At 50.6% G+C, this 22,535-nt stretch carries 20 protein-coding genes and 1 pseudogene; 17 read left to right on the forward strand and 4 right to left on the reverse strand.

What is annotated here, in order from left to right:
• Positions 1 to 63: 63 nt before the first annotated feature.
• The 4 genes from R50912_RS15590 to R50912_RS15605 all read left to right on the forward strand — a co-directional run bounded on the left by R50912_RS15590 (position 64) and on the right by R50912_RS15605 (position 4,067).
• Positions 64 to 834 carry a M15 family metallopeptidase gene (locus R50912_RS15590; protein ID WP_081956517.1) on the forward strand — a complete coding sequence of 257 codons (771 nt, stop codon included), beginning with the start codon at positions 64 to 66 and terminating at the stop codon, positions 832 to 834.
• Between the two features lie 100 nt (positions 835 to 934).
• Positions 935 to 1,705, forward strand: a complete 771-nt coding sequence (locus tag R50912_RS15595; protein ID WP_042236176.1) for a stalk domain-containing protein — start codon at positions 935 to 937, stop codon at positions 1,703 to 1,705.
• A 208-nt stretch (positions 1,706 to 1,913) separates the two neighbouring features.
• On the forward strand, positions 1,914 to 2,537 hold the full coding sequence (locus R50912_RS15600; RefSeq protein ID WP_042236179.1) for a TetR/AcrR family transcriptional regulator: 624 nt from the start codon (positions 1,914 to 1,916) through the stop codon (positions 2,535 to 2,537).
• Between the two features lie 30 nt (positions 2,538 to 2,567).
• Complete coding sequence (locus tag R50912_RS15605) at positions 2,568 to 4,067, forward strand: DHA2 family efflux MFS transporter permease subunit (protein WP_042236181.1); 1,500 nt, start codon at positions 2,568 to 2,570, stop codon at positions 4,065 to 4,067.
• 310 nt (positions 4,068 to 4,377) lie between these two features.
• On the opposite strand, the gene R50912_RS15610 is transcribed toward R50912_RS15605, so the two are convergent.
• Positions 4,378 to 5,280, reverse strand: coding sequence for a DMT family transporter (locus R50912_RS15610; RefSeq protein ID WP_042236184.1), 903 nt, complete (start codon positions 5,278 to 5,280; stop codon positions 4,378 to 4,380).
• Between the two features lie 119 nt (positions 5,281 to 5,399).
• On the opposite strand from R50912_RS15610, the gene R50912_RS15615 reads away from it, so the two are divergent.
• Positions 5,400 to 6,281: a LysR family transcriptional regulator gene (locus R50912_RS15615; RefSeq protein WP_042236186.1), complete on the forward strand. Its 882-nt coding sequence runs from the start codon at positions 5,400 to 5,402 to the stop codon at positions 6,279 to 6,281.
• A 119-nt stretch (positions 6,282 to 6,400) separates the two neighbouring features.
• Here the strand turns inward: R50912_RS15615 and R50912_RS15620 are convergent, their stop codons facing one another.
• Positions 6,401 to 7,720, reverse strand: a complete 1,320-nt coding sequence (locus tag R50912_RS15620; protein ID WP_042236188.1) for a hypothetical protein — start codon at positions 7,718 to 7,720, stop codon at positions 6,401 to 6,403.
• Between the two features lie 224 nt (positions 7,721 to 7,944).
• Here R50912_RS15620 and R50912_RS15625 point away from each other — a divergent pair, with 224 nt between their 5' ends.
• From R50912_RS15625 to R50912_RS15645, 5 genes are all read left to right on the forward strand, one after another.
• Positions 7,945 to 9,171, forward strand: a complete 1,227-nt coding sequence (locus tag R50912_RS15625; protein ID WP_042242464.1) for a M20 metallopeptidase family protein — start codon at positions 7,945 to 7,947, stop codon at positions 9,169 to 9,171.
• Between the two features lie 29 nt (positions 9,172 to 9,200).
• On the forward strand, positions 9,201 to 10,040 hold the full coding sequence (locus tag R50912_RS15630; RefSeq protein ID WP_042236190.1) for an enoyl-CoA hydratase/isomerase family protein: 840 nt from the start codon (positions 9,201 to 9,203) through the stop codon (positions 10,038 to 10,040).
• A complete protein-coding gene (locus tag R50912_RS15635) occupies positions 10,030 to 10,866 on the forward strand; it encodes an enoyl-CoA hydratase/isomerase family protein (protein ID WP_042236192.1) in 837 nt (278 codons plus the stop codon). Before R50912_RS15630 ends, R50912_RS15635 begins: the two co-directional genes overlap by 11 nt.
• Positions 10,867 to 10,926: 60 nt before the next feature.
• A complete protein-coding gene (locus R50912_RS15640) occupies positions 10,927 to 12,129 on the forward strand; it encodes an L-serine ammonia-lyase, iron-sulfur-dependent, subunit alpha (protein ID WP_042236194.1) in 1,203 nt (400 codons plus the stop codon).
• Positions 12,130 to 12,371: 242 nt separating this feature from the next.
• The gene (locus R50912_RS15645) at positions 12,372 to 13,532 is read left to right on the forward strand and encodes a Gfo/Idh/MocA family protein (protein ID WP_042236195.1); all 1,161 of its coding nucleotides are present in this window, start codon (positions 12,372 to 12,374) and stop codon (positions 13,530 to 13,532) included.
• A gap of 173 nt (positions 13,533 to 13,705) precedes the next feature.
• Here the strand turns inward: R50912_RS15645 and R50912_RS15650 are convergent, their stop codons facing one another.
• The gene (locus R50912_RS15650; RefSeq protein WP_042236198.1) at positions 13,706 to 14,575 is read right to left on the reverse strand and encodes a helix-turn-helix domain-containing protein; all 870 of its coding nucleotides are present in this window, start codon (positions 14,573 to 14,575) and stop codon (positions 13,706 to 13,708) included.
• A 124-nt stretch (positions 14,576 to 14,699) separates the two neighbouring features.
• Here R50912_RS15650 and R50912_RS15655 point away from each other — a divergent pair, with 124 nt between their 5' ends.
• The 3 genes and pseudogenes from R50912_RS15655 to R50912_RS15665 all read left to right on the forward strand — a co-directional run.
• Positions 14,700 to 15,587, forward strand: a complete 888-nt coding sequence (locus R50912_RS15655) for a sugar phosphate isomerase/epimerase family protein (RefSeq protein WP_042236199.1) — start codon at positions 14,700 to 14,702, stop codon at positions 15,585 to 15,587.
• 21 nt (positions 15,588 to 15,608) lie between these two features.
• The gene (locus R50912_RS15660) at positions 15,609 to 16,673 is read left to right on the forward strand and encodes a Gfo/Idh/MocA family protein (protein ID WP_042236201.1); all 1,065 of its coding nucleotides are present in this window, start codon (positions 15,609 to 15,611) and stop codon (positions 16,671 to 16,673) included.
• Between the two features lie 300 nt (positions 16,674 to 16,973).
• Positions 16,974 to 17,297: pseudogene (locus tag R50912_RS15665) on the forward strand (class I SAM-dependent methyltransferase); the annotation flags it as partial.
• A 94-nt stretch (positions 17,298 to 17,391) separates the two neighbouring features.
• Here R50912_RS15665 and R50912_RS15670 read toward each other — a convergent pair.
• Positions 17,392 to 17,598 carry a DUF1657 domain-containing protein gene (locus R50912_RS15670; RefSeq protein ID WP_042236203.1) on the reverse strand — a complete coding sequence of 69 codons (207 nt, stop codon included), beginning with the start codon at positions 17,596 to 17,598 and terminating at the stop codon, positions 17,392 to 17,394.
• 216 nt (positions 17,599 to 17,814) lie between these two features.
• Between R50912_RS15670 and R50912_RS15675 the strand changes: the two genes are divergently transcribed.
• From R50912_RS15675 to R50912_RS15690, 4 genes are all read left to right on the forward strand, one after another.
• Positions 17,815 to 18,675, forward strand: a complete 861-nt coding sequence (locus tag R50912_RS15675) for a DUF421 domain-containing protein (RefSeq protein ID WP_042236206.1) — start codon at positions 17,815 to 17,817, stop codon at positions 18,673 to 18,675.
• 88 nt (positions 18,676 to 18,763) lie between these two features.
• Complete coding sequence (locus tag R50912_RS15680) at positions 18,764 to 19,741, forward strand: aldo/keto reductase (RefSeq protein WP_042236208.1); 978 nt, start codon at positions 18,764 to 18,766, stop codon at positions 19,739 to 19,741.
• A 184-nt stretch (positions 19,742 to 19,925) separates the two neighbouring features.
• Positions 19,926 to 21,374 carry a spore germination protein gene (locus R50912_RS15685; RefSeq protein ID WP_042236210.1) on the forward strand — a complete coding sequence of 483 codons (1,449 nt, stop codon included), beginning with the start codon at positions 19,926 to 19,928 and terminating at the stop codon, positions 21,372 to 21,374.
• Entirely contained in the window at positions 21,371 to 22,519 is a 1,149-nt protein-coding gene (locus R50912_RS15690; RefSeq protein ID WP_042236212.1) for a Ger(x)C family spore germination protein, read from the forward strand. Before R50912_RS15685 ends, R50912_RS15690 begins: the two co-directional genes overlap by 4 nt.
• The last annotated feature ends 16 nt before the right edge of the window (positions 22,520 to 22,535 follow it).

Here is a 22,535-nt window from a genome sequence, read left to right on the forward strand (position 1 = left end):
CTGCTGCACGTATACTGGTAGGGTGAAAAATACGGACGAGGCAGGAGAGGGGTTAGCATTGTGATGAAGCTGCGAATTACAGGCAGAAGGTTGGGGCTGATCTCATGTGCGATTATCCTAGGCGGAGCTGCCCTTCTAACGGCAACAGCAGCCACAGCTGCTGCTCCTAAGATACAGAATACAGCCGCAGCCCCGGCGCAAAGTAGGGTGGAGAAGAAACACAACCTGCCCGGCGGTTTTGTGTATCTGGATGAAGTGATTCCTAAGGCGCAATATGAGATACGCTACTACAGTGAGAATAATTTCACCGGAACAAGGGTGGACGGGTATAAGGCTCCGCTGGCGATTTTCTCGCGGACTGCAGCCAATGCGCTGAAGAAAGTCAGCGATGATCTGGACGGCAAAGGTTATATCCTGAGAATCTATGATGCCTACCGTCCGCAAAAAGCCGTTAATCACTTCGTACGCTGGTCACAGGATGCCGCGGATATTAAGATGAAGCAGCAGTATTATCCCAAGCTGGACAAGCGTAATCTGTTCAAGCTGGGCTTCATCTCCAAGAAATCAGGGCACTCGCGGGGCAGCACCATCGATCTGACACTGGCTGATAAAAAAACGGGGGCGCTGGTTGACATGGGCAGCCCGTATGATTTCTTCGGTGAGATTTCTTACTATAATACTACTCTGGTCAACAGTACCCAGCATGCCAACCGTAAAGTTCTTAAGGATGCCATGTCGAAGCAGGGCTTCAAGCCCTATACCAAGGAATGGTGGCATTTCACACTGATCAAGGAGCCGTATCCGCGGCAGTATTTTAACTTTAATGTGGAGTGAGGCTGTTCCAAAGCTGCGCAGAACGGTTAATGATTAATGTAAGTTTAGTGCCTGAAGTTTGCGTGCATAATAATTATATTACAGGAGAGGTGGGATCGATTTGAAGAACAGAATCGTAGCCGTTTTCCTAAGTGTACTGTTATTGGCAGCAGGATCGGGAGTATTAACCGGTAATAGTGTCCACGCAGCCCCGGGTGTAAATATTATAGTGAACGGACAAGCCTTGCAGCTGGATGGACCGCAAACCTATACTAGTGGAACAACCCCAATGCTCCCGCTCCGGGAGACTTCGGAAATCCTTAAGTACAAGACTACCTTTATAGGAGCTACAGGGCAGTTTAAGCTGAACCGGTTCCAGGAAACGATTGAATTCAGGCTGGGCGGGAAAGAGATCCTTCTGAACGGCAAGGATCGGGTGGCTTTTACAGATAGCATTGAACTGAAGCAGCAGCGGGCCTATGCACCATTGTCTTTTTTTAGAGCGATAGGGCTGGTTACATCCTATGATCCGGCAAAAGCTCAAGTTGAGATCTACTCACCGGAGGTAGCTGCCGGAGCGGTAGCCGGATTGCTGGCCGCAGGCAACTATACGGGACTCCGCGAGCGTTACTTCGCTGTGGAAGCAGAGCAGCCCTCGCTGCCCGTCATTCAGCAGAGCTGGGAGGGTGTAAGTGCTCCGGCAGGCCAGTACTTCGGAGTGAAATCTACGGAGAGCCGGCAGCATGAAGGGAATATGACAATAACAAGCGTGCTCTCCTTCTCCAAATCCGAGGCGCTACTGACACTGGAGCTGAATACATCGGGCAAAATCGTGAAGCTGGGTCTGGCGGAGCTGCAGGCAGCGGAAGTGCTGGCCAACCCGTCGAAATAACAAATAACGGATCATTCATAGCAGGAGCATCTCACAGCTGTAAACCGCTGCCGGAGATGCTTCTTTTTTATTAATGACCAACACTTTTGAAAATTTCTGAAAACTTCTATTGACAGATCACTCCAAAGAGAGTAACTTTAGATTCTGATTAAACGCTGTTTAAATCATTGATTAGAAATTGTGGTGAAGGAGGGCGACAACCTGCATTATGGTTAAATCCGACAACAAGGCTGATCCTTCAGATAAAGATACGAAGCAGATTATACTCGATGCTACCGTGGATTTGATCCGCGAGGAGGGGTTCAGTTGTATCACCCTTCGGAGTATCGCAGCAAGGGCAGAGACGAATCTTGCACTGGTGAATTATTATTACGGCTCCAAGGAAAAGCTATTTGGCGACGCAGTGAAGAAGCTAGTGTCTACATTTGATGATGCCTTCAAAACACTGGAAGATGACAGCCTGCCGCCGAAGGAGCGGATGAAGCTATTTTTCATGCGATATATTATGAATCTCAGCCGTTACCCGGGAATGGCCCGGCAGATGCTTGATCAAAGACATCATATTATGGGCTCACAGGATGAATATGCGAAGTACTCCAAATTGATGAGGCTTGAACGCATTAAGGAAGTGCTCAGTGAGATCACAGGGGAGCAGGACCGCGACAAGCTCATGATGATGATGATGCAAGTCTATGGGGCCATTGTTTTTCCGGTAATTATGGTCTCCAGCCTGCCGAAGGACCGGGAGGATCTCAAGGAGTTCTTCAGGCTTTCGCCGCTTGAGGAGCAGATTGATGGGTTATTTGAACTTTATTTTCATAAGTATAACTAATTATAAACAGAGAAAAGAGTGGAGAAGAGAATGACAAACGCCTCAAATAAAGGAAACAGTGCAGCAGTGGAAGTACCGTTCTCGCTGAAAGCCATTATTCCGCCGTTAATGGCTATTATCGTCGGCATGATTATGGTTATCTTGGACAGCACTGCTGTAAACGTTGCGGTACCGAATCTGGTGCAGTATTTCGCAACAGATCTTAAGACCGTTCAGTGGGCCATTACGGGGTATACACTGGCGCTGGCTGCTGTAATTCCGCTGGCTGGCTACATGACTGACCGCTTCGGGTCCAAGCAAGTCTTTCTAACGACTATTGTTATGTTTGTATTGGGGTCCGTTCTTTGTTCGGTTGCCCAGACCTCGACGCAGCTGGTCATCTTCCGTGTCATACAAGGTCTTGGCGGCGGGATGGTAGCTCCAATCGGTATGGCAATGGTCTTCAGACTGGCTCCGGCAGAGCGCAGAGGTTCTATTATGGGGATGCTCGGTGTTCCCATGCTGCTGGCTCCGGCACTTGGTCCGATCCTCTCCGGCTGGCTGGTAGAATACGTGAGCTGGCACTGGATCTTCCTGATCAACCTGCCTATCGGTATCGTTGGTATCATTCTGGGAGTTAAATATCTGCCTGTTACCGAGAAGAAGGGCAAAGCGCATCTGGATATCTTCGGTATCATTCTGGCTCCGCTTGCGTTCTCCATGCTTGCTTATGGCGTGAATCAAGGCGGAGGTGAAAGCTGGACCTCGACGGGGGCTCTTGTAGGTTTGTCTGTCGGTGGTGTGGCGCTGGTGCTGTTCGTCATCGCTGAGCTGCTGCAGAAGCATCCGTTGCTGGAGCTGCGTGTCTTCCGTTCATCGGACTTCACACGCGGCATTATCCTATCCTGGGTGACCCAGGCTGCCTTATTCGGTTCCATGCTGTTCGTTCCGCTGTATCTGCAGCAGATCCGGAACTACACACCGCTTGAGACAGGTCTCATTCTACTTCCGCAGGCGCTGGCATCCGGTATCGGTATGCCGGTGGGGGGCCGCTTATTCGATAAGATTGGTGCACGCCCATTGCTCTTTGTCGGACTCAGTATCATTTCCACTGCACTGTTCCTGTTGTCCGGTGTTACAGTAGACACCAGTCTTCCCGTTATCATGGGCTGTCTTGCTATGATGGGTCTGGGAATGGGCTTGTCGATGATGCCGGTCAACACCCATGTTCTGAACTCCGCGCCGCGTGAATGGGTTGGCCGGGTGACTCCGCTTACCGCCGCAGCCCAGCAGGTTGTTGTATCCTTCGCGGTTGCCGGTATGACCGGATACTTAACCAGCCAGATTACCGTTCATATGGGTGAGATGGCTGCCGGAAGCAACCCGCTTGTCGCCGCTGTTCAGGGTTTCAATGATGTATTCTTCCTCTCCGCCTGCATCGCGCTGGCCGGAGTGGTCATCAGTCTGATTCTGCGCAAACCGAAGACAGCCGGTTCCGCCGGAACTCCGGAAGGCCAGCAAGCGGACGCTGCTGTAATGATGGGACATTAATTCATATCTTGGGTTTACGACCGTCGCAGCATATCGCTGCGGCGGTTTTTTCTGATTTCACCCCCGTTGTTGCGATTACGATTCGAAATCCTGAACAAAATACAACATTTCTCCCAACCCTACGGGTATCTCGGTATCAGAGTTGTACTACGTACAACATTTATGTCCTTACAGCAAGAACTTAAGTAATTCAATTGCTGTCATCTTATAGTACGGCTATACAGAAGGGCGAAAGGAGGAATTAGAGGTATGCTGTTCTTCTTCCTGGAATCGAAGACAGAGAGAGCAGATCAGAGCCATCATCGGGAGGCTATAGATTAGCCCGCCGTTTCTTAAGCGTTCTTGCCGGGAAAGGGGCAAAGTGCAATCTGCCGAGCAGCTCGGAAGCTATAATGCCCAGCAGGACAAGGGCAGCGCCGGTGTAACCTTGCAGCGAAAGCTGCTCATGTGCGAACCAGTAGCCGAAGAAAGCGGCAAAGACCGGTTCCAGGGCGAAGATTAATCCGGTGCGGGTCGGCGTTGTGTATTTCTGGGCAACGGGCTGCAGGATGAAGCCGCAGGCGCTGCAGAAAATTCCGAGTGCGAGGATGGCGATCCAGCCGGGAAGAGTCGAAGGCAGTGCGGGAGTCTCGAAGACAGCTGACAGAATCAGGGCATATCCCCCGGCGAAGCCCAACTGGAGAATGCCGATATTCAGCGAATCGCTGGATTGTACAGCCCTGCTGGTGACTAGGATCTGTACGGCGTAGAATACAGCAGCCAGAATACAGAGCAGATCACCGGGCCGGATATGCAGCGAGCCGTTCAGGGTGAGCAGCCCGATACCGGCGATGGCCAGAATGGCTCCGAAGATCTGAGGAGGTGCGACTTTCTTTTTGAAGATTAGCACATCCAGCAGCGGTACAAACACAACGGTCAAGGCGACGAGGAAGCCGGCGTTTGAGGTCGTAGTGGTCTTCAGTCCGAAGGTGATACAGGTGAACACGCCGAGTAGAAGGAAGCCAAGCAGAGCTCCATATTTCAATGTTCTGGCGTCCACACCGCGCAGCCGTTTGTGGAACAGCAGAGCCGCCAGAATGAAGGCCAGCCCGAAACGCAGTGCAATCAGATTGAATTCTCCCAGTGTGCCGAGTCCCATTTTCATGAACAGGTAGGAGGAACCCCAGAACATCGTTACTACTATGAGCATCAGCTCGGCCTTTAGCGGCTTCATTCCATCATCATCCTTCTTTATTCCAAGTGATTATAGTATAATACGCTCAAATACATAAGGTAACTGAATGTTTATCATATGAAACATGAGGAAATCTCATGCAAACTTGGAGGACAGCGATGAGCATAGTCAAATACGAAGTGTTCCTCAAAGTCGTTGAACTGGGCAGTCTGACCAAAGCCGCCGAGGTGCTGGGCTTCACCCAATCCGGTATAAGCCATACCATCAGCAGTCTGGAGAGCGAATTCGGATTCCCGCTGCTTGTGAGGAGCCGTTCCGGTGTCAAGCTGACAGTCAATGGGGAGCAGGTTATTCCGCCTATCCGCGAAATCCTCAAATGGAATGAGCAGCTGAAGCAGCAGGTGGCCGATATTCATGGTCTGGAGACAGGGACCATAACAATAGGCACCTTCACAAGTGTATCCGTTCATTGGCTGCCGGACATGATCAAACAATTCCGGAGAGAGTACCCTTACATTGAATTCAAGCTGATGGAGGGCGGGTATCTGGAGATTGAGCAGTGGATTGAGGCCGGGGTGGTCGATTGTGGCTTCCTCTCATTGCCTACCAGGGAGAAATTCGAGGTGTTTCCGCTCAAGCAGGACCGGATGCTGGCCATTCTTCCGTTAGACCACCCTCTGAGCAAAGCCCCGTATATGCCGCTGGCCCAGATCGCCTACGAGGATTTCATCATTCCGAGGCCCGGCTCGGACTATGATGTGCAGCGGGTGCTGGAGAAAGCGGGGATTAAGCCGAACATCAAATTCTCGGCCGGAGATGATTATGCGATTATAGCTATGGTGGAAAAAGGCCTGGGTATCAGCATCCTCCCGGAGCTGGTTACCCGCTTCCAGCAAGAGCATGTGGCGATGCTGGAGCTGGAGGAGTGCAGCTTCCGTTCTCTGGGCATTGCGGTCAGCTCAATGAAATATGCTTCTCCTGCAACGAAGCGGTTCCTGCAGCATGTGCAGAATTGGTCGCCTGGCCAAGAAGGGATTTGACGGGGAAGTAAAAGCAGCGATTCTCCAATAACGGGAATCGCTGCTTTTTTAACGTTCGAAGCTTTTGAGAAATTTGAGAACCTAACTTGTCAGTAGAATATCTACTATTGGGACAGCCTCTACTTGGTTTTGCTTAATTGGCGCCCTTCTTTGTCGAGAAACAACAGCTCGTAGTATTTTTTCGGCCGGCCTTTACTGTTGTCACGTTTCTCAAATACCGTTTGGACGTATTTTTTTTCTTCAATTTTGTTAAGGATACGGTTTGCACCTTTGACGGTCATGGACAGGCACCCAGCAACATCCTCAGAGGATAATTTATTGGTTCTCATAATTTCTGCGTAGGACATGATTTTCTGCAAATTGATGTTGTTTATTCCAATATTTTTGGCCAATGCGATGATTTCCGGGTCCCCCTGTTCAGAGAACTGAATGACATTCATGCTCCGCATTGGGCCGATAACCTGCTGATCCTCGTTAATAAAAAAGCTGCAACTGCCCGTAAAGGCTTTGGCCTGTCTGTAAGCTTTGGTGGCGTTCTCGTTAGCTTGAAAATACTCATGTCCTGAGCCCCACCCGATCTTCACCTTGTAGCTTACGTACTCTTCCAGATACTCCAGCAGGGAGCAGTTCTGCGCGCCAGAGGTAATTTTCATGAAATTTCCGTAGGTGGTGTATAGTCTGACAAAGCCTTCCGAAATTTGGGCTGTGTCGGCAAGATTCACGCTGCGCAGAAACCTGCCGACAAGAATTTTCAGCTCATGAAGCTGCTCTTCGGATGGCGGCTGTGCCGTTTTGGTCGATACACATGCTACAACTGCCCTCTGGCTCTTAAGTTTGAGGATGGTAATTTCGTTGATGATCTCTCTTAGGGTTTCTTTAACATCTTCCAAAGTGGGCCGGATCAAGATATATCTGACTCCGTGCTTTTGGAGCTCTGGAACGAAGTGGCCGAACGCCGTAATGGACAGGTCAATCTTCTTGTCTTCCCACAGCGTGATATGGTTCTCCAGCATGGTCTCCACCCGTTCGAGCAGATCTTCGCCGTCAATGGGCTTTCCATCATGAGTCAGGTATTGTTGGAATTCACTGAAAGAATCAATGATATACGCATAATCCACATAGATCCTCGATATATCAAGCCCTGGTTCTGTGACCAGCAGCCGGAAAAGTTCTCTATACAGAAGATTCTCATTATCCTGCAAAATGTGAATAGGGACCTTCTCATCCAGGCAATCCTTATCTATTGACTCATAAAGCATCCTGCCGCTGACCACAAATCCATCCACTGAACCTAAGTTCTGCAGATATAGGTCTGTTGTTTCCCTGAAGTTGCTGACAGTAAGGAACCGGAACTGGCATAAGGGCCGCATTTCTTCTTCAATAGCGCGGAAATAATCCATATGGGTCTCTGGCGTGATAATACCCAGCTTGATTTTCATAGTAGATTCCTTTCATAAACAGTTCAATCAAAAGAGTTATATCACAATAAATGTGATATTACAATGTTCCGGCAGCCTTTAAAATAATGTTCTTAAAATGTCTATAAATATCTTGACAGCGAAGGAATTTAAAAGTACGATGATTATGTTCTTAAAAAGTCTTAAAATGTGAAGGAGGACATTTAAACTCTGTACTTACATTCATTCAATTTATGTTGCGGGAGATGTTCATTGTGATTGAAGAAGCTGGAGACTATTTGAGTATGGCTCATCAGCTGCAGGACAAATTGGTCATGTTCAGGCATCATCTTCATGCGATTCCGGAGCTTGATTTAAGTTTGCCCAGGACAACTGCTTATGTAAAAGAGGTGTTGGAGTCGATGGGTCTTAAGCCCGCTCCAGTAGGGGAATCAGGTCTAACGGTTACGATTGGCGGGCAGCATGACGGGAAGGTGGTTCTTATCCGTGCAGATATGGACGCTTTGCCTATTGCAGAGGAAACGGAGCTTTCTTACGCGTCGTTGAACGGGAACATGCATGCTTGTGGTCATGACATGCATACTTCCATGCTGCTGGGAGCGGCGGAGATCCTGAAGGCTAACGAAGAGCAGCTTCGCGGGACGGTCAAGCTTATGTTTCAGCCGGGTGAAGAGACGCTGCATGGGGCAAAAATGATGCTTGAGAGCGGGATTCTCGACACTCCTAAAGTGGATGCAGCTATGATGCTTCACGTGTTGACCGGAATGCCACTTCCTATCGGACAATTTGTAGTGCCTGAGGAAGGTGGAGCGATTTCTGCTTCTTCGGATTGGTTCGAAATCATCATCCGCGGAAGGGGTTCACATGGCGCAATGCCCGAGGCCGCAGTGGACCCCTTAAATGTGGCTGCTCATCTTCATCTGGCGCTGCAGGGTATACTTAGCCGTGAAATTTCGCCAATTGAACATGCAGTCCTTACCATCGGCGTGATGGAAGGCGGAAGTACAAACAATGTGATTCCCGATACGGCCAGATTGAAAGGCAGTGTACGCACATTTAACGCCGCACTGCGGGATAAAATGGAGATCCGTATCCGCGAAATTACAGCAGGTATCGGAGAAACTTTTCAGGCAAAGCTGGATGTGATCTATTCGAGGGGTTGTCCTGAAGTGAAAACGGATGGCGGGCTTAATGAGCAAATGAGGATTTCGATTGAAAATACCTTTGGTGACGGTTCCTACATTGGTATAACTGAGCTGGTACCCGGCGGTAAATTAATGGGATCAGAAGACTTCGCCTTTGTCTCACAGGCGGTGCCAAGTACCACAGTGTTTCTTAACGCAGGCAATATCGAAGATGGTTATAGTTACCCTGTACACCATCCGAAGACGATGTTCTCGGATGAGGTGCTTCATAGAGGGGCTGCGGCTTATGCAGCATTTGCCAGAGACTGGCTTGAAAATAACGGTTAAGCTCTAAACCAAACTTAGGAGGAATTACAATGACAGAGAGACGTATGATTGGACCCACCAAATTCGAAGAGTACTCGGAGAAATACAAGGAATTCCTGTTAATGACCCGCCGTGACGGAATCATTGAAGTGCGTCTTCACACGGGCGGAGGTTCGTACACGCACAATTGGGAAGCTCATACCGCCTGGTCTCATGCCTGGTCAGATATCGGCCGTGACCCTGAGAACGAAGTCATGATTATTACGGGAACTGGGGATAAATGGTTGATTGGCGACCCAGAGGTCTGGAATACTAAATTTATGGATTGGCCGAAGCAAAAGAAGCTCGAACAGTATCATGAATCGCTGAGACTGCTTGAGAACCTGATCTTCTGCATTGACATCCCGACCATCGGGGCAATCAATGGTCCGGGAACGCACTGTGAACTCGCGACTCTCTGTGACATTACCATTTGTACCGAAGACGCCGACTTCTTTGATCCGCATTATCTGGGAGGCACACCTCCCGGAGATGGAATGCTGCTCACACTGCAGAACATGATCGGTTTCAAAAAAGCAGCCTACTACGCATACACCGGCAAGAATATCAATGGTCAAACCGCATTGGACCTGGGCATTGTTAGTGAAGTTCTGCCCCGGGAACAGCTTCTGCCCCGCGCATGGGAGCTTGCCGAGATGATTATGCAGGCACCGCGTTCAACGAGACATCTGTCGCACTCTATCATCTCCCGTCCATGGAAGCAGGCTATGGTCGCCGATCAGGGATTCCAGCTTGCCCATCAAATGTACGACATGGCCATTGATGAAGAAGGTGCTCTGGAGCGCCTGAAGAAAATGCAAGGGCGCCTTATGGGCAAAGATGTTCAATAGAGAGATGACGGGACCTACACGATTCGAAGAATATTCGAAGAAGTACAAGGACTTGTTCATCATGACCCGCCGCGGCGGCATACTCGAAGTGCGTATGCACACCGGCGGGGAACCGCTTCAATTTGACTGGTCGGTACAGACTGCCTACGGTAATGTATGGTCAGATGTGGGCCGCGATCCTGAGAATGAGGTGATGATCCTTACAGGCACAGGAGAGCTGTGGCAGACAGGCAATCCTGAAGTCTGGAACACCAAATTCATGGATTGGCCGAATCGCCGGAAGCTGGAGATGTACCATGAATCGCTCAGAATGATTGAGAATATGGTTCATTGCCTTGATATCCCCACCATTGGGGTGATCAATGGCACAGGCTCACACTGGCAGCTGGGGACGCTGTGTGATATTACCATTTGTGCAGAAGACACTGTGTTCTTCGATGCCCATTACCTGGGAGGAGTACCGCCCGGGGATGGAATCGTCTTGGCACTTCAACAACTGCTGGGAACCAAGAAAGCGGCAATTCACGCATACACGGGGATGAACATTGATGCTCAAGAGGCACTAGACCTCGGTCTGGTCAATGAGGTGCTGCCTCGTGAACAGCTTCTTCCACGCGCGTGGCAGCTGGCAGAAAGAATCATGCAGGCACCCCGCTCTGTCAGACATCTTACTCATTCGATTGTGTCGCACCCGTGGAAAAAAGCTCTTGCAAATGATCAGGGTCTACAGATTACTCACCAATTGGTTGACATGGCCATTGATGAAGAGGGGATTCATGAGCGCCTGATGAAGCTCAAGGAACGTTTTCAGGGGAAGGGTCAATGAGCCTCAAGCCGCAGGATGAAGAGCTTAAGCCAAAGACAACTGAGAAGGGATAAGGGTGCTATGAGATCGTTGACTGAGCTATTTAAGATTGGCAGTGGACCGTCCAGCTCCCATACTATGGGGCCGGAGAAGGCGGCCAGGATCTTCAAATCAGAGAATGAAGACGCAGACCAATTCAAGGCGTTAATTTATGGTTCCCTTGCCAAAACAGGCAAAGGCCATTTGACGGACAAGGCTATTCTTAGAGCACTTTCACCCGTTCCGGCGGAGGTTGAATTTGTTCCACAGGCAGATTTTGTTCTGCCACATCCCAATACCATGGACTTGTTCGCTTACAAAGACGGGCGGCAAACCTCATCTATGCGTGTTGTCAGTATTGGCGGCGGGGACATCGTTATTGAGGGGCGGGAGGAGATGCAAACGCCCGATGTCTACCCGGAGAACTCCTTTGCAGCAATCAGTACCTTGTGTAAAGCGAATCATATCTCCCTAAGCGATTACGTTGAGCAGCGTGAAGGCGAACAGATCTGGGATTTCCTCCAAGGAATCTGGGAAGCGATGAAGCGTTCGATCGACGAAGGGCTGTCTGTCACAGGTATTCTGGAGGGCGGTCTTGAAGTCGAACGCAAGGCGAAATATCTGTATCATCAGCGGGATATGGATGAGAGCCCGGAGACGAGGGAGAACAGGATCGTCAGCGCATACGCTTTCGCCGTCAACGAACAGAATGCCGCCGCCGGCACTGTCGTAACGGCCCCGACCTGCGGGGCCAGCGGTGTCGTGCCCGCCTCGCTACGTTATATGCAGGAGAAGATGCAGGTTCCGGATGAACAGATCCTCCGGGCTCTAGCGGTCGGCGGGCTCATTGGCAATCTGGTCAAGCAGAACGCGTCCATCAGCGGCGCTCAGTGCGGCTGCCAGGCGGAGGTCGGCACGGCTTGCTCTATGGCAGCGGCTGCACTGGCTGAATTGTCTGGTATGGAGATCGACCAGATTGAGTATGCGGCGGAGGTTGCTATGGAACACCACTTGGGGTTAACCTGTGATCCGATTAACGGACTGGTTCAAATCCCTTGCATTGAGCGGAACGCTGTCGGTGCGATGCGGGCGATCAATGCGCTGAGCCTGGCCAAATTCTTGTCTGGTACCCGTAAGATATCCTTTGATCTAGTTGTACAGACCATGTATGAGACAGGCCTGGATATGAACAGCAGGTACCGTGAAACTTCAGAGGGCGGGCTTGCTAAGCTCTACAAAGCATAATTTCATACTTGTGAAAAATGACGAAGAACGTCCCATGCTGCAGGTTGGCAGAAGGGACGTTCTTTTTGATATATTAGGATTCACTGTCCATTCGATGAAATACGTTTCGAGGCAACGGAAGCGATTCATCCAATCTGTGCAGAGCTGGTCATCTGCGCAAGAAGCAATTTGACGGAGCGCCGCTTGGATGAGAAAATGTATGCGTGTACATGGAGTAGTGAATTTAGTAGAGGAGGCTTCAAATGAAACAGCTACGGATCGGAATGATAGGTTATAAGTTCATGGGCAAAGCCCACAGTAATGCCTACCGCAGTCTGCCCATGTTCTTCCCCCAGGCACTCAAACCGCAAATGTCTGTCATTTGCGGACGGAATGAAGAAGCGCTGCAGGAGGCCGCCGGCCAGCTGGGCTGGTCGGAAGGTGTGACGGACTGGAAGGAGCTGGTCTCCCGCAGCGATATTGATCTAATCGACATCAATGCGCCGAGCAATGCCCATAAGGAGATTGCGCTGGCGGCGGCTGCTGCTGGCAAGCATATTTTCTGCGAGAAGCCGCTGGCGCTGAATCTGGCAGATTCGCGAGAAATGCTCCAGGCTGCAGAGGCGGCCGGCATTGTTCATATGGTTGGCTTCAATTACCGTTTCTCCCCGGCGGTCAGGCTGGCGAAACGGCTGATTGAGAGCGGGCGGCTCGGAAAGGTCTATCATTTCCGTGCCTGGTTCCTGCAGGACTGGATTCTCGATCCTGAATTCCCGCTGGTCTGGCGTCTGCAGAAGGAGATTGCCGGCTCAGGATCGCATGGGGATCTGGGGGCGCATCTGATTGATCTGGCCCATTTCCTGGTAGGCGATGTGCAGGAGGTCATTGGCATGAGTGAGACATTCGTCAAGGAACGGCCGCTGGCAACGGAGATGACAGGTCTTAGCGCCCGGGCCAGCAAAGATGCACCGCGCGGCGCAGTAACGGTGGATGATGCTACTTTGTTCCTGGCCCGTTTTGCAAACGGCGCATTGGGCAGCTTTGAGGCGACACGGTTCGCTGCCGGGCATCGTTCGACCAATTCTTTTGAGATCAATGGCAGTCTGGGCAGTGTGAAATTCGACTTCGAGCGGATGAACGAACTGGAGGTCTATCTGACCTCGGATGACGAAGATGTGCAGGGCTTCCGGAGAGTGCTCGCCACCGATCCTGCACATGACTATGCTGAAGCCTGGTGGCCGCCGGGCCATACCATTGGATTTGAGCACACATTCATTCACGAGATGCTGGAGCTGTCGAATGCGATTGCCGAAGGCCGTCAGCCTGAGCCGAATTTCCGTGACGGTGTGAAATGCCAGGCTGTACTGGAAGCTGTGGAACGTTCGATTGAAGAGCGGCGCTGGGTTCCGATATCTGAAATGTAGATACTACAATGTATAAGGGGCTATCCCAAAAGTAGACATTCTACTGACAAGTCAGATTCTCATATTTCTCAAAAGCTTCAAACGTCAAAAAGCAGTGATTCTCCCGTTACTGGAGAATCGCTGTTTTCTGTTATGGGCGTATTGCTGCTTGCTTCAATTTTAAAAACAGAGGGCTATTTACGTACCATAGAGGGTGTCAGGCCTTTGTACTGCTTATAGAGCTTCGTGAAATAATTGGGATTGTCACAGCCGACTCTGCCGGAAATCTCTGTAATGCTGAAGCCGGTCTCCTTAAGCAGCCGCTCGGCTTCATCCATCCGGCACAGGTTCACATAGTCGATGAAGGTGCGTCCTGTCAGCTTCTTGAAGGTTTTGCAGAAATGGAAAGCGTTCAGATTGACAAAGCGGGCAGCACGCTCGACCGACATTTTCTGATCGACATGTGTTTCCAGATATTCCAGCAACGGCTTGAAGCGTTCGCGGTTGATAGAATGGCGTTCGCTCTGCTGCGCGGGAAATGTACGGGACAGGTGTGTGAAGAATAAGTGGAGCTGGTTCTTCACCACAAGCTGAAAAGCCGGTTGTTTTGCCTGCACTTCCTCAATAATCCGCTCAAGCAAGGGATAATACGAGGCGCATTCCGGGTTGTGGACCACTGGCATGACAGGAAACTGATACCGGTTGCTAAGATAAGGTGCCACATATTGCTCATGCTGGGAATCCTGATTGCGGTCCTTGAACAATGAGGCATGAAAAACAATTGAGACATAGGAAACATCCCCGCTATCCAGGCTATAGCCGACATGCAGCCCGCCGGAAGGTACCATGATCACGTCTCCGGGGCCGGCCTCATAAGGTTTGCTGTCCACATGAAAGATCGCCCGGCCTTCACGCATGACAATAATCTCGAAATGCTCATGCCAGTGCAGGAACAGGATATTCTGTTGGGGCTTGGCATCCCTGCAATGGTTGAAGAATAAGCGGAATGGATAGGTCTTCTCCTCGAGCGCAGGATATTCCTTCAGTTCTTTCGGATATGTCATAATGGCTTCAACTCCCACAAGATTCAGCTAGTTTAACGCAAGATAAGAAGAGATTTTGCCCGAAATGAGGGATATACTTGGGTTATTGAACTAACTATAAACCAATATTGGAGTGGTATACAAGATGCAGGATACAATGAGAATCGGGACACTGGTGGGAGGCGGAGATGCACTAAGAGTGATTCCGCAAATTATAGGACACGGATTCGAATCATTCAGCCTGACCTTCTGGCAGACGACGGGAAATACGGATCTGACAGAAACTGCTGCACGGGTGCGTGAATTGGCCGCGGAGCATGATTTCGTGATCTCTTCTGTAGGGATATTCGGGAATCCGCTTACAGGCACTGGGGATAACTCCGATGCTCTGGCTAGCTGGGAACGGCTGATCGATCATGCCCATTTGTTTGGAAGCGATATGGTCTCCGGCTTTACCGGACGTCTGCCTGGGGTTTCAATCGACGAATCCATTCCGAAATTCGCAGAGGTGTTCGGTGAGCTCTCCAAAAGAGCTGCGGACCGCGGTGTCAGAATCGCCTTTGAGAACTGTTCCATGGATGGAAACTGGCAATCCGGGGACTGGAATATTGCCCATAACCCTACAGCTTGGGAGAAAATGTTCAATGCGGTGGATGCCGATAACCTGGGTCTGGAATGGGAGCCCTGCCACCAGATGGTGCAGCTAATTGATCCGATTCCGCAGCTGCGCAAATGGACGGACAAAATTTTTCACGTGCACGGCAAGGACGCTACGATTGCCTGGGATATTATCAAGGAATACGGAATTCACGGACCTAAGCCGTATGTGTGGCACCGGACACCGGGCTTTGGAGATACGAACTGGACTGATGTAATCTCAATACTGCGGCAGGCCGGGTACACAGGAACGATTGATATCGAAGGCTGGCATGATCCCGTTTATCGTGATGACCTGGAAATGACAGGCCAGGTTCATGCGCTCCATTATTTGAAAAAATGCCGGGGCGGAAGCTTCGTGCCGAATCCGGTCTAATCCAGAAAGCGGGGAACACCTATGACAGCAGAGTATCGTGTAGTTGTAGCGGGCTGTGGAGCCATGGCTAATGAATGGATCAGTTATGCGGTGAAGCATACTGAAATTGAAATCGTCGGACTCGTAGACATCCGGGTGGAATCCGCGCAGACCATGGGTGAGAAGCATGGACTGACCTGCCCGGTATTTACAGATATATCACAGGCAATTGAAGCTACAGCGGCTAATCTGGTGTTCGATATCACCGTGCCTTCGAGCCATTTCAGTATTGCCAGTAAGGCACTGGAAGCCGGATGTCATGTCTTCACCGAGAAGCCGCTGGCAGAAACGATGGAGCAATGTAATGAAATCGTTAACATGGCCGGACGTACCGGGCTGAGCCATGCCGTAATGCAGAACCGCAGGTATGATCCGCATATCCGCTCTTTGCGCGGGTTAATCACCTCGGGAGCAATAGGGAGAACGGGTTCCATAAGCGCAAGCTTCTTTCTGGCCCCGCATTTCGGCGGATTCCGGGAAGCGATGGACAGCCCGCTGCTCCTGGACATGGCCATCCATACCTTCGATCAGGCCCGCTTTATCAGCGGCGCCGATCCTGTAAGTGTGTACTGCCAGGAATTTAACCCTCCCGGATCATGGTATGAAGGGAATGCGGCAGCCATCTGTATCTTCGAAATGTCAGACGGCTCCGTATTCTGTTATCAGGGCTCGTGGTGTGCGGAAGGCGCGCCTACGTCCTGGGAAGCGTCATGGCGGGTCCAGGGGGAACGGGGGGCAGCGATCTGGGATGGCCGGGATATGCCGTATGCCGAGATTATCGGTGGCGGTGAAGCTTCCGGACAGTTCCTCAATGAATATGAGCGGGTAGAAGGGCCGGCTGTGCAGATGAAGGAGACCTTCCATCAGGGCTGTCTTGAAGAGATGTTCCGCTCACTAGCGGAGCAGCGTCCCGCCGAGACTGACTGTCGCGACAACCGCTACAGTATGGCGATGGTGCTTGGCGCTTTGGAGAGTACGCGGACAGGCAGCAAGCTGAACATTGCGGAATTTATCCGGAATGCCGAGCGGAATGTGCCTGATAAATAAATTGAGTGGAAGAGGGGGCAGCCGATTGGCTGCCCCCTCTTCATTCAGTCAGACAGGAACGGAATCTGAGTCCGCTTGCGCAGTAAATTCGCCCAATCTGAGCAAATAGAGGAATGTCAGTCCGCTTCACCAGAGGTTGCAAAACAAGTCACATAAATCCATGGAAAGCTGACAAAGCTGTATTCCTGATCTCTACAAATGAGATTACAATGGATACCAGGGTAGTGAATGCTAACCAAGGAGTGGTCCGGTTGAATGAACCGTTAAAAGTAGTGATTGGAAGCGGAGGTGGCTCTTGGCGGATATATCCGCTGTGCTGTTCCGGACGGGTTCTTCCCTGATGAAGCTTATCAGAACATTGTGCAGATCGGCGGGCCGGGACCGCTGGACCATCCTGCTGCCTCCCACCGGATCGTACATACTTATATTACTCTGCAGAAGATGTTCACTGCCGCAGGGTATCAGGTTAAACTGCTGGAATACTGTGATGAATCCGGCCAATTTCATGAATTTCCCTGGGATGAGCGCGGCGGTTTCATCTACCGGTCGAAGCGTTTTGATCACCGTAATGCGGAGGGGAAGTTAGGTTTTATTTCATTAATTGCCGATGCAGTTAAACTGTGAGACTTGTATTCAAAAGTAACAAATAGGCTGATCCGGTTGCAGGGAAATCTGCGTATGGATCAGCCTATTTACCGTTCTTGATAACTAATGCAAGTTAGAACCCTTTATACTGCGGCTCTTCTTTCTCGATTTCGGTTACGCGGCCTTCCACTTGCTGGACAATTTGCAGCGTCTGCTCTGCAGCACTGGTGAACAGGGTCTTGGCTTCCTCGTTCTGGGTTTCCATGGCAAACTGCTCAAGACTGGCTTGGGCGCTCTTCAGCGAAGCTACGCAGGTTTTGACCTGTGATGCAACAGTCATTGGATCATTACCTCCTCGGGTCTGGGTTGGAACAAAATCTCACAGCGTAGTATCCGCATCCGGCAGTATGAAATACAGGTAATAAATCCCATTGAGCAGAAGGCCAGTGCGCCGTTTGGCAGCAGGAATTTATTCTCTTGGTTATTTTCCGCCTGTTGTGACAAATAATGAAGATACATATGCGGAACATGAATAACTTCACAGGAGGTTTTACGAATGCCGGAAGCACTGGAGGTCATTCTTCGGACAATTTTTGCTGTAGTAGTGCTTTTCTTCCTTACCAAAATGCTGGGGAAGCGACAGGTATCACAGCTGTCTTTTTTCGAATACATTACGGGAATTACTATAGGCAGTATTGCAGCATATATCTCGCTGGATACAGACAAAACCTGGCATCTAGGCATGATCGCCCTACTTGTCTGGGTTGCTTTCTCATTCGGGATTGAGTTCCTGCAGATCAAGAGCAAGAAAGCACGGGATTTCATTGATTTCAAATCGACCGTACTGATCAAAGACGGTAAGATCCTGGAAGACAATATGAAGAAGGAGCGTCTGTCGACGGACGAGCTGCTGGAGGAGCTGCGCAAGAAGGATGTCTTCAAAGTGGCCGATGTTGAATTTGCCATTATGGAGTCGGACGGTGCAATCAATGTGCTGCTCACCCGTGAGAATCAGCCGCTTACACCTAAGCATCTTGGAATTAAGGTTGCTCCAGAGAGAGAGACTCAGGCGGTGATAATGGACGGCGAAATTATGGATGAACCACTCGATGCCCTGAATCTGTCGCGCGGCTGGCTGCAGGGAGAACTGGAGAAGCTGAATCTGAGCGCGGAAAATGTATTCCTGGGCCAGGTAGACTCTTACGGTGAGCTTACCGTAGATTTGTACACGGATAGTGTGGAGGTTCAGCAGCCGCAGGACAAGCCCCAGCTGTATGCGCTGCTGAAGAAATGCGAAGCCGATCTGGAGCTGTTCAGCTTGTCTACGAAGCATAAAGAAGCCAAGCAGATGTACGAAAATTGCTCAGAACAGCTGCAGACCTTGCTGAAGAGACTGAAGCCTTTTATCCAAAATTGACAAAAAATATTGGTTGAAGCTAACCGGCAGCGGTATACTATAATCGATTTCATAAGATCTATTTAGCCAGAAGGAGGATCTGCCGATTATGGAATATGTGAAGCTGGGAACAACGGGACTGGATGTATCACGGATTTGCTTGGGGTGTATGAGCTACGGGGTGCCGGAGCGCGGGACCCATCCCTGGTCACTGAATGAGCAAGAGAGCCGGCCGTTTATCCGCAAAGCGCTGGAGTTGGGCATCAACTTCTTCGATACGGCCAACATTTATTCTGACGGTACCAGCGAAGAGATTGTCGGACGTGCGCTCAAGGATTTCACCTCCCGGGATGAAGTGGTCATTGCTACAAAGGTGCATGGTAAAATGCGTCCCGGCCCCAATGGCGGAGGTTTGTCGCGCAAGGCTATTATGAGCGAGATCGACCATAGCCTGAAGCGGCTGGGGACGGATTATGTGGACTTGTACCAGATTCACCGCTGGGACCCGTCGACCCCGGTTGAAGAGACGATGGAAGCGCTGCATGATGTGGTGAAGGCGGGCAAAGCTCGCTACATCGGAGCATCCTCGATGTCTGCCTGGCAGTTTCTGAAGGCGCTGCATGTGGCGGAGCGGCACGGCTGGACCCGGTTCGTATCGATGCAGAATTATGTGAATCTGCTGTATCGTGAGGAAGAACGGGAAATGCTGCCGCTGTGCGAAGCGGAAGGGATCGGAGTGATTCCCTGGAGTCCGCTGGCCCGCGGGAGGCTGACCCGGGACTGGCAGGAGACGAGTACCCGGTCGGAAAGTGACCAATTTGCTAAGCTGCTGTACTCCCGGACGGAGGAAGCCGACCGCCTTGTGGCGCTGAGAGTGAAGGAGATTGCTGAAGAACGGGGTCTTCCGCGTGCCCAGGTTGCACTAGCCTGGGTCCTGCAGAAGAAGCCGGTCACAGCACCAATTGTCGGAGCGACCAGCATGAGCCATCTGGAGGATGCCGCTGCAGCGGTGTCGGTCACGCTCAGTCCGGAAGATGTACTCCGTTTGGAGGAGCCTTATATTCCTCATCCTGTGATGGGCTTCTAAGGACAGATACAGCAACGATAATGCACCGTTTAATGGAGGAGCCGGGATGATCCGGCTCCTTTTTTAATAGAATTTATAGGTTTCGGGCCCCCGCATAGTGGGGCTATTTGCGCTTAGAGGCATAAATTGAGGGTGTTCTGGCACACTAAGGAAGATTCTCTATAGCCGGAAGGAGGCAGGCAGGGTGCCGGACAAGAATATACTTGAGCTCATCCAAGAACAGCTCACAGATTGCAGTGATGCTGTATACCAGTCGATACATGTGTACGGACACGCCTGCATGCTGATCTATATACCTGCCATCGTGGACATGCTCAGCTTGCAGGAATTTGTTGCCAGTCCGCTGAAATCAGAGGCTAACAGTGAACCGGACTGGCCGCAATTCATGGAGCGTCTGGACCGCGGCTCAGCCTTTGTGATTCCATATATGAAGGCTTTTCATCCGGACAGGGCCGTGGAGCTGATTGTCAGCGGGAATCCGGTTCTATGTATTGAAGGGCTGCCTTATGTCTATTATTTCGAAATTACCCAATATCAGAAGAGGGCAGTGTCCGAATCACAGAACGAGCTGGTGGTCATTGGACCCCAGGAGGCTTTTATCGAGGATGTTCAGACGAATCTGTCCTTGCTGCGGCACAAAATCAAACATGCTGATCTGAAGACCAAACATTTCTCGATTGGCAGATACACCAAAACCGATGTATATCTGGTTTATATCGAAGGGCTCTGTAAGCCGGAAATCCTGGATGAAATGGAAGAGAAACTAAATAATCTTTCAGTCGACGGAATTCTGGGCATCAGCTATTTGGCTGAGCATATGCGCCAGGGGAATTTTTCACCTTTTCCAATCTATCAATATACAGAACGTCCCGACTCTGTAGCCGCATCATTGATGGAGGGCAGAATCAGCATATTGCAGGACGGTACCCCGTCGGCATTACTGGCACCTGTAACCTTCTTTGCGCTCCTGCAATCCTCTGAGGATTATTACCAGAACTTCTATGCCGGCAGCTGGATCCGGCTGGTCCGCTTCTTTTTCTCGCTGATATCGATGATTCTGCCTTCTTTATATGTGGCGATCACAACCTTCCACGCACAGATTATTCCGTCCAACCTGCTGATTACCATTGCTGCCGCCCGTGAGAATATCCCTTTCTCCGCACTGACGGAAGCTTTGATCATGGAACTTACTTTCGAAGCACTGAGAGAAGCAGGGACCCGCATTCCGAAGCCGGTTGGCCAGACTGTCTCTATTATCGGCGGTATTGTCATAGGGCAGGCAGCGGTACAGGCGGGAATTGTCTCAGCACCCATGGTCATTGTAGTTTCCATTACGGGTATCGCCTCCTACATCATCCCCCATCTTGAGCTTGGATTGACCTTCAGGCTGCTGCGTTTCGTGCTCCTGATTCTGGGGGGGACGATGGGACTGATTGGCGTCTTCATCGCCGTTTTTATCATATATGGCCATCTGGCTAATCTAAAATCGTTCGGCACTCCCTTTCTCCAGCCGGTGGCTCCGCTGGTTCTTGAAGACTGGAAGGATACCGTGGTCCGTGTTCCGTCCCAGTATATGACGGAGCGCAGCTCTTCTTATACCGACAGGAAGAATAAAAGGAGACAGAAGCAATGAAACCACTCAAGCTGATCCTTGTGTTAGTGCTGCTTATGAATCTGACCGGCTGCTGGTCCAAGCTGGAACTGGACGAATTGACCTTTGTCTATGGCTTGTTTATTGACGTTGGTGAGGAACCCGGAACGGTTGAGGTGACGATCAGTTCACCGCTTCCGAACCGTCTGGGTTCAGGCGCACAAGAGGGCGGTTCCGGAGACGGAAAGAGCTATTCTATGGTATCCAAGACTGCACCGACCATTCCGGAAGCTATCCTGCTGATTCAGAAGGATTTGTCACGCAAAATGGAGGCTTCACATCTCAAGATAATTGTACTGGGCAAACAATATGCCAAGCAGGGGATAGGAGATATGCTGGAATGGTTCCAGCGGCAGCCTGAGAATTCTCTCGGAACCTATATTATGGCTGCTCCGGGCAAGGCTAAGGAGATCCCGTTGCTGACACCGGTCTTCGAGCAATTGCCCGATCAGGTACTCAATAATATGGCCCGGCAAAAGGTTCTGTTCAGCACTACAATCAGAGACTGCATACTGTCGGAATCCTACCATATGGGCTATGCCATGAATTATTTGTCTTTCGGCAAAAAAAGTGAAACTTCTGAGCAGGGGAAGAAAGAATATTGGTGCGGGGTAGACGGTGTGATGCTGTTTCAGGATAAGAAGATGAAGGCCATACTGAAGGTGAAAGAGGGTAGAGCCTTGGCTTGGGCGGCAGATCATTACGTTCAATCTGTAAATTCGTTTGCTTGGGAGGATGACGGAAAGGGGACTGCCACTGCGTATTTTCTGAATGACAAGGCCTCCTCCTCTGTCAAGATGACTCCTGGAGGGCCAGAATTCCATGTGAAGCTAAAAGGCCGGGCGAGTATAACCTCCTTCAAGGACTCCAATCAACGTAAAGCGGACCAGCTCAGCCATCTGCTTAAGACCAAACTTCAGGAGAAAGTGGTAAAGGAAGTTTCGGAGACGCTGGAAAATGTGCAGAAGGCGGGAGTAGATGTACTTCAGCTCGGTATGCTGCTGGAATGGAATTATCCGGAAGAATGGAAACGTCTGCGTGATCACTGGGAGGATTATTACAGCAGGGAGGCCCGGATCAAGGTGACAGCTGATTTTAAAATTGCAGATTTTGGTTCGGAGAAATAAGGGGGCGAAGGAGAAA

The sequence above is a fragment of the Paenibacillus sp. FSL R5-0912 genome (assembly GCF_000758605.1).
GTDB lineage: Bacteria > Bacillota > Bacilli > Paenibacillales > Paenibacillaceae > Paenibacillus_AQ.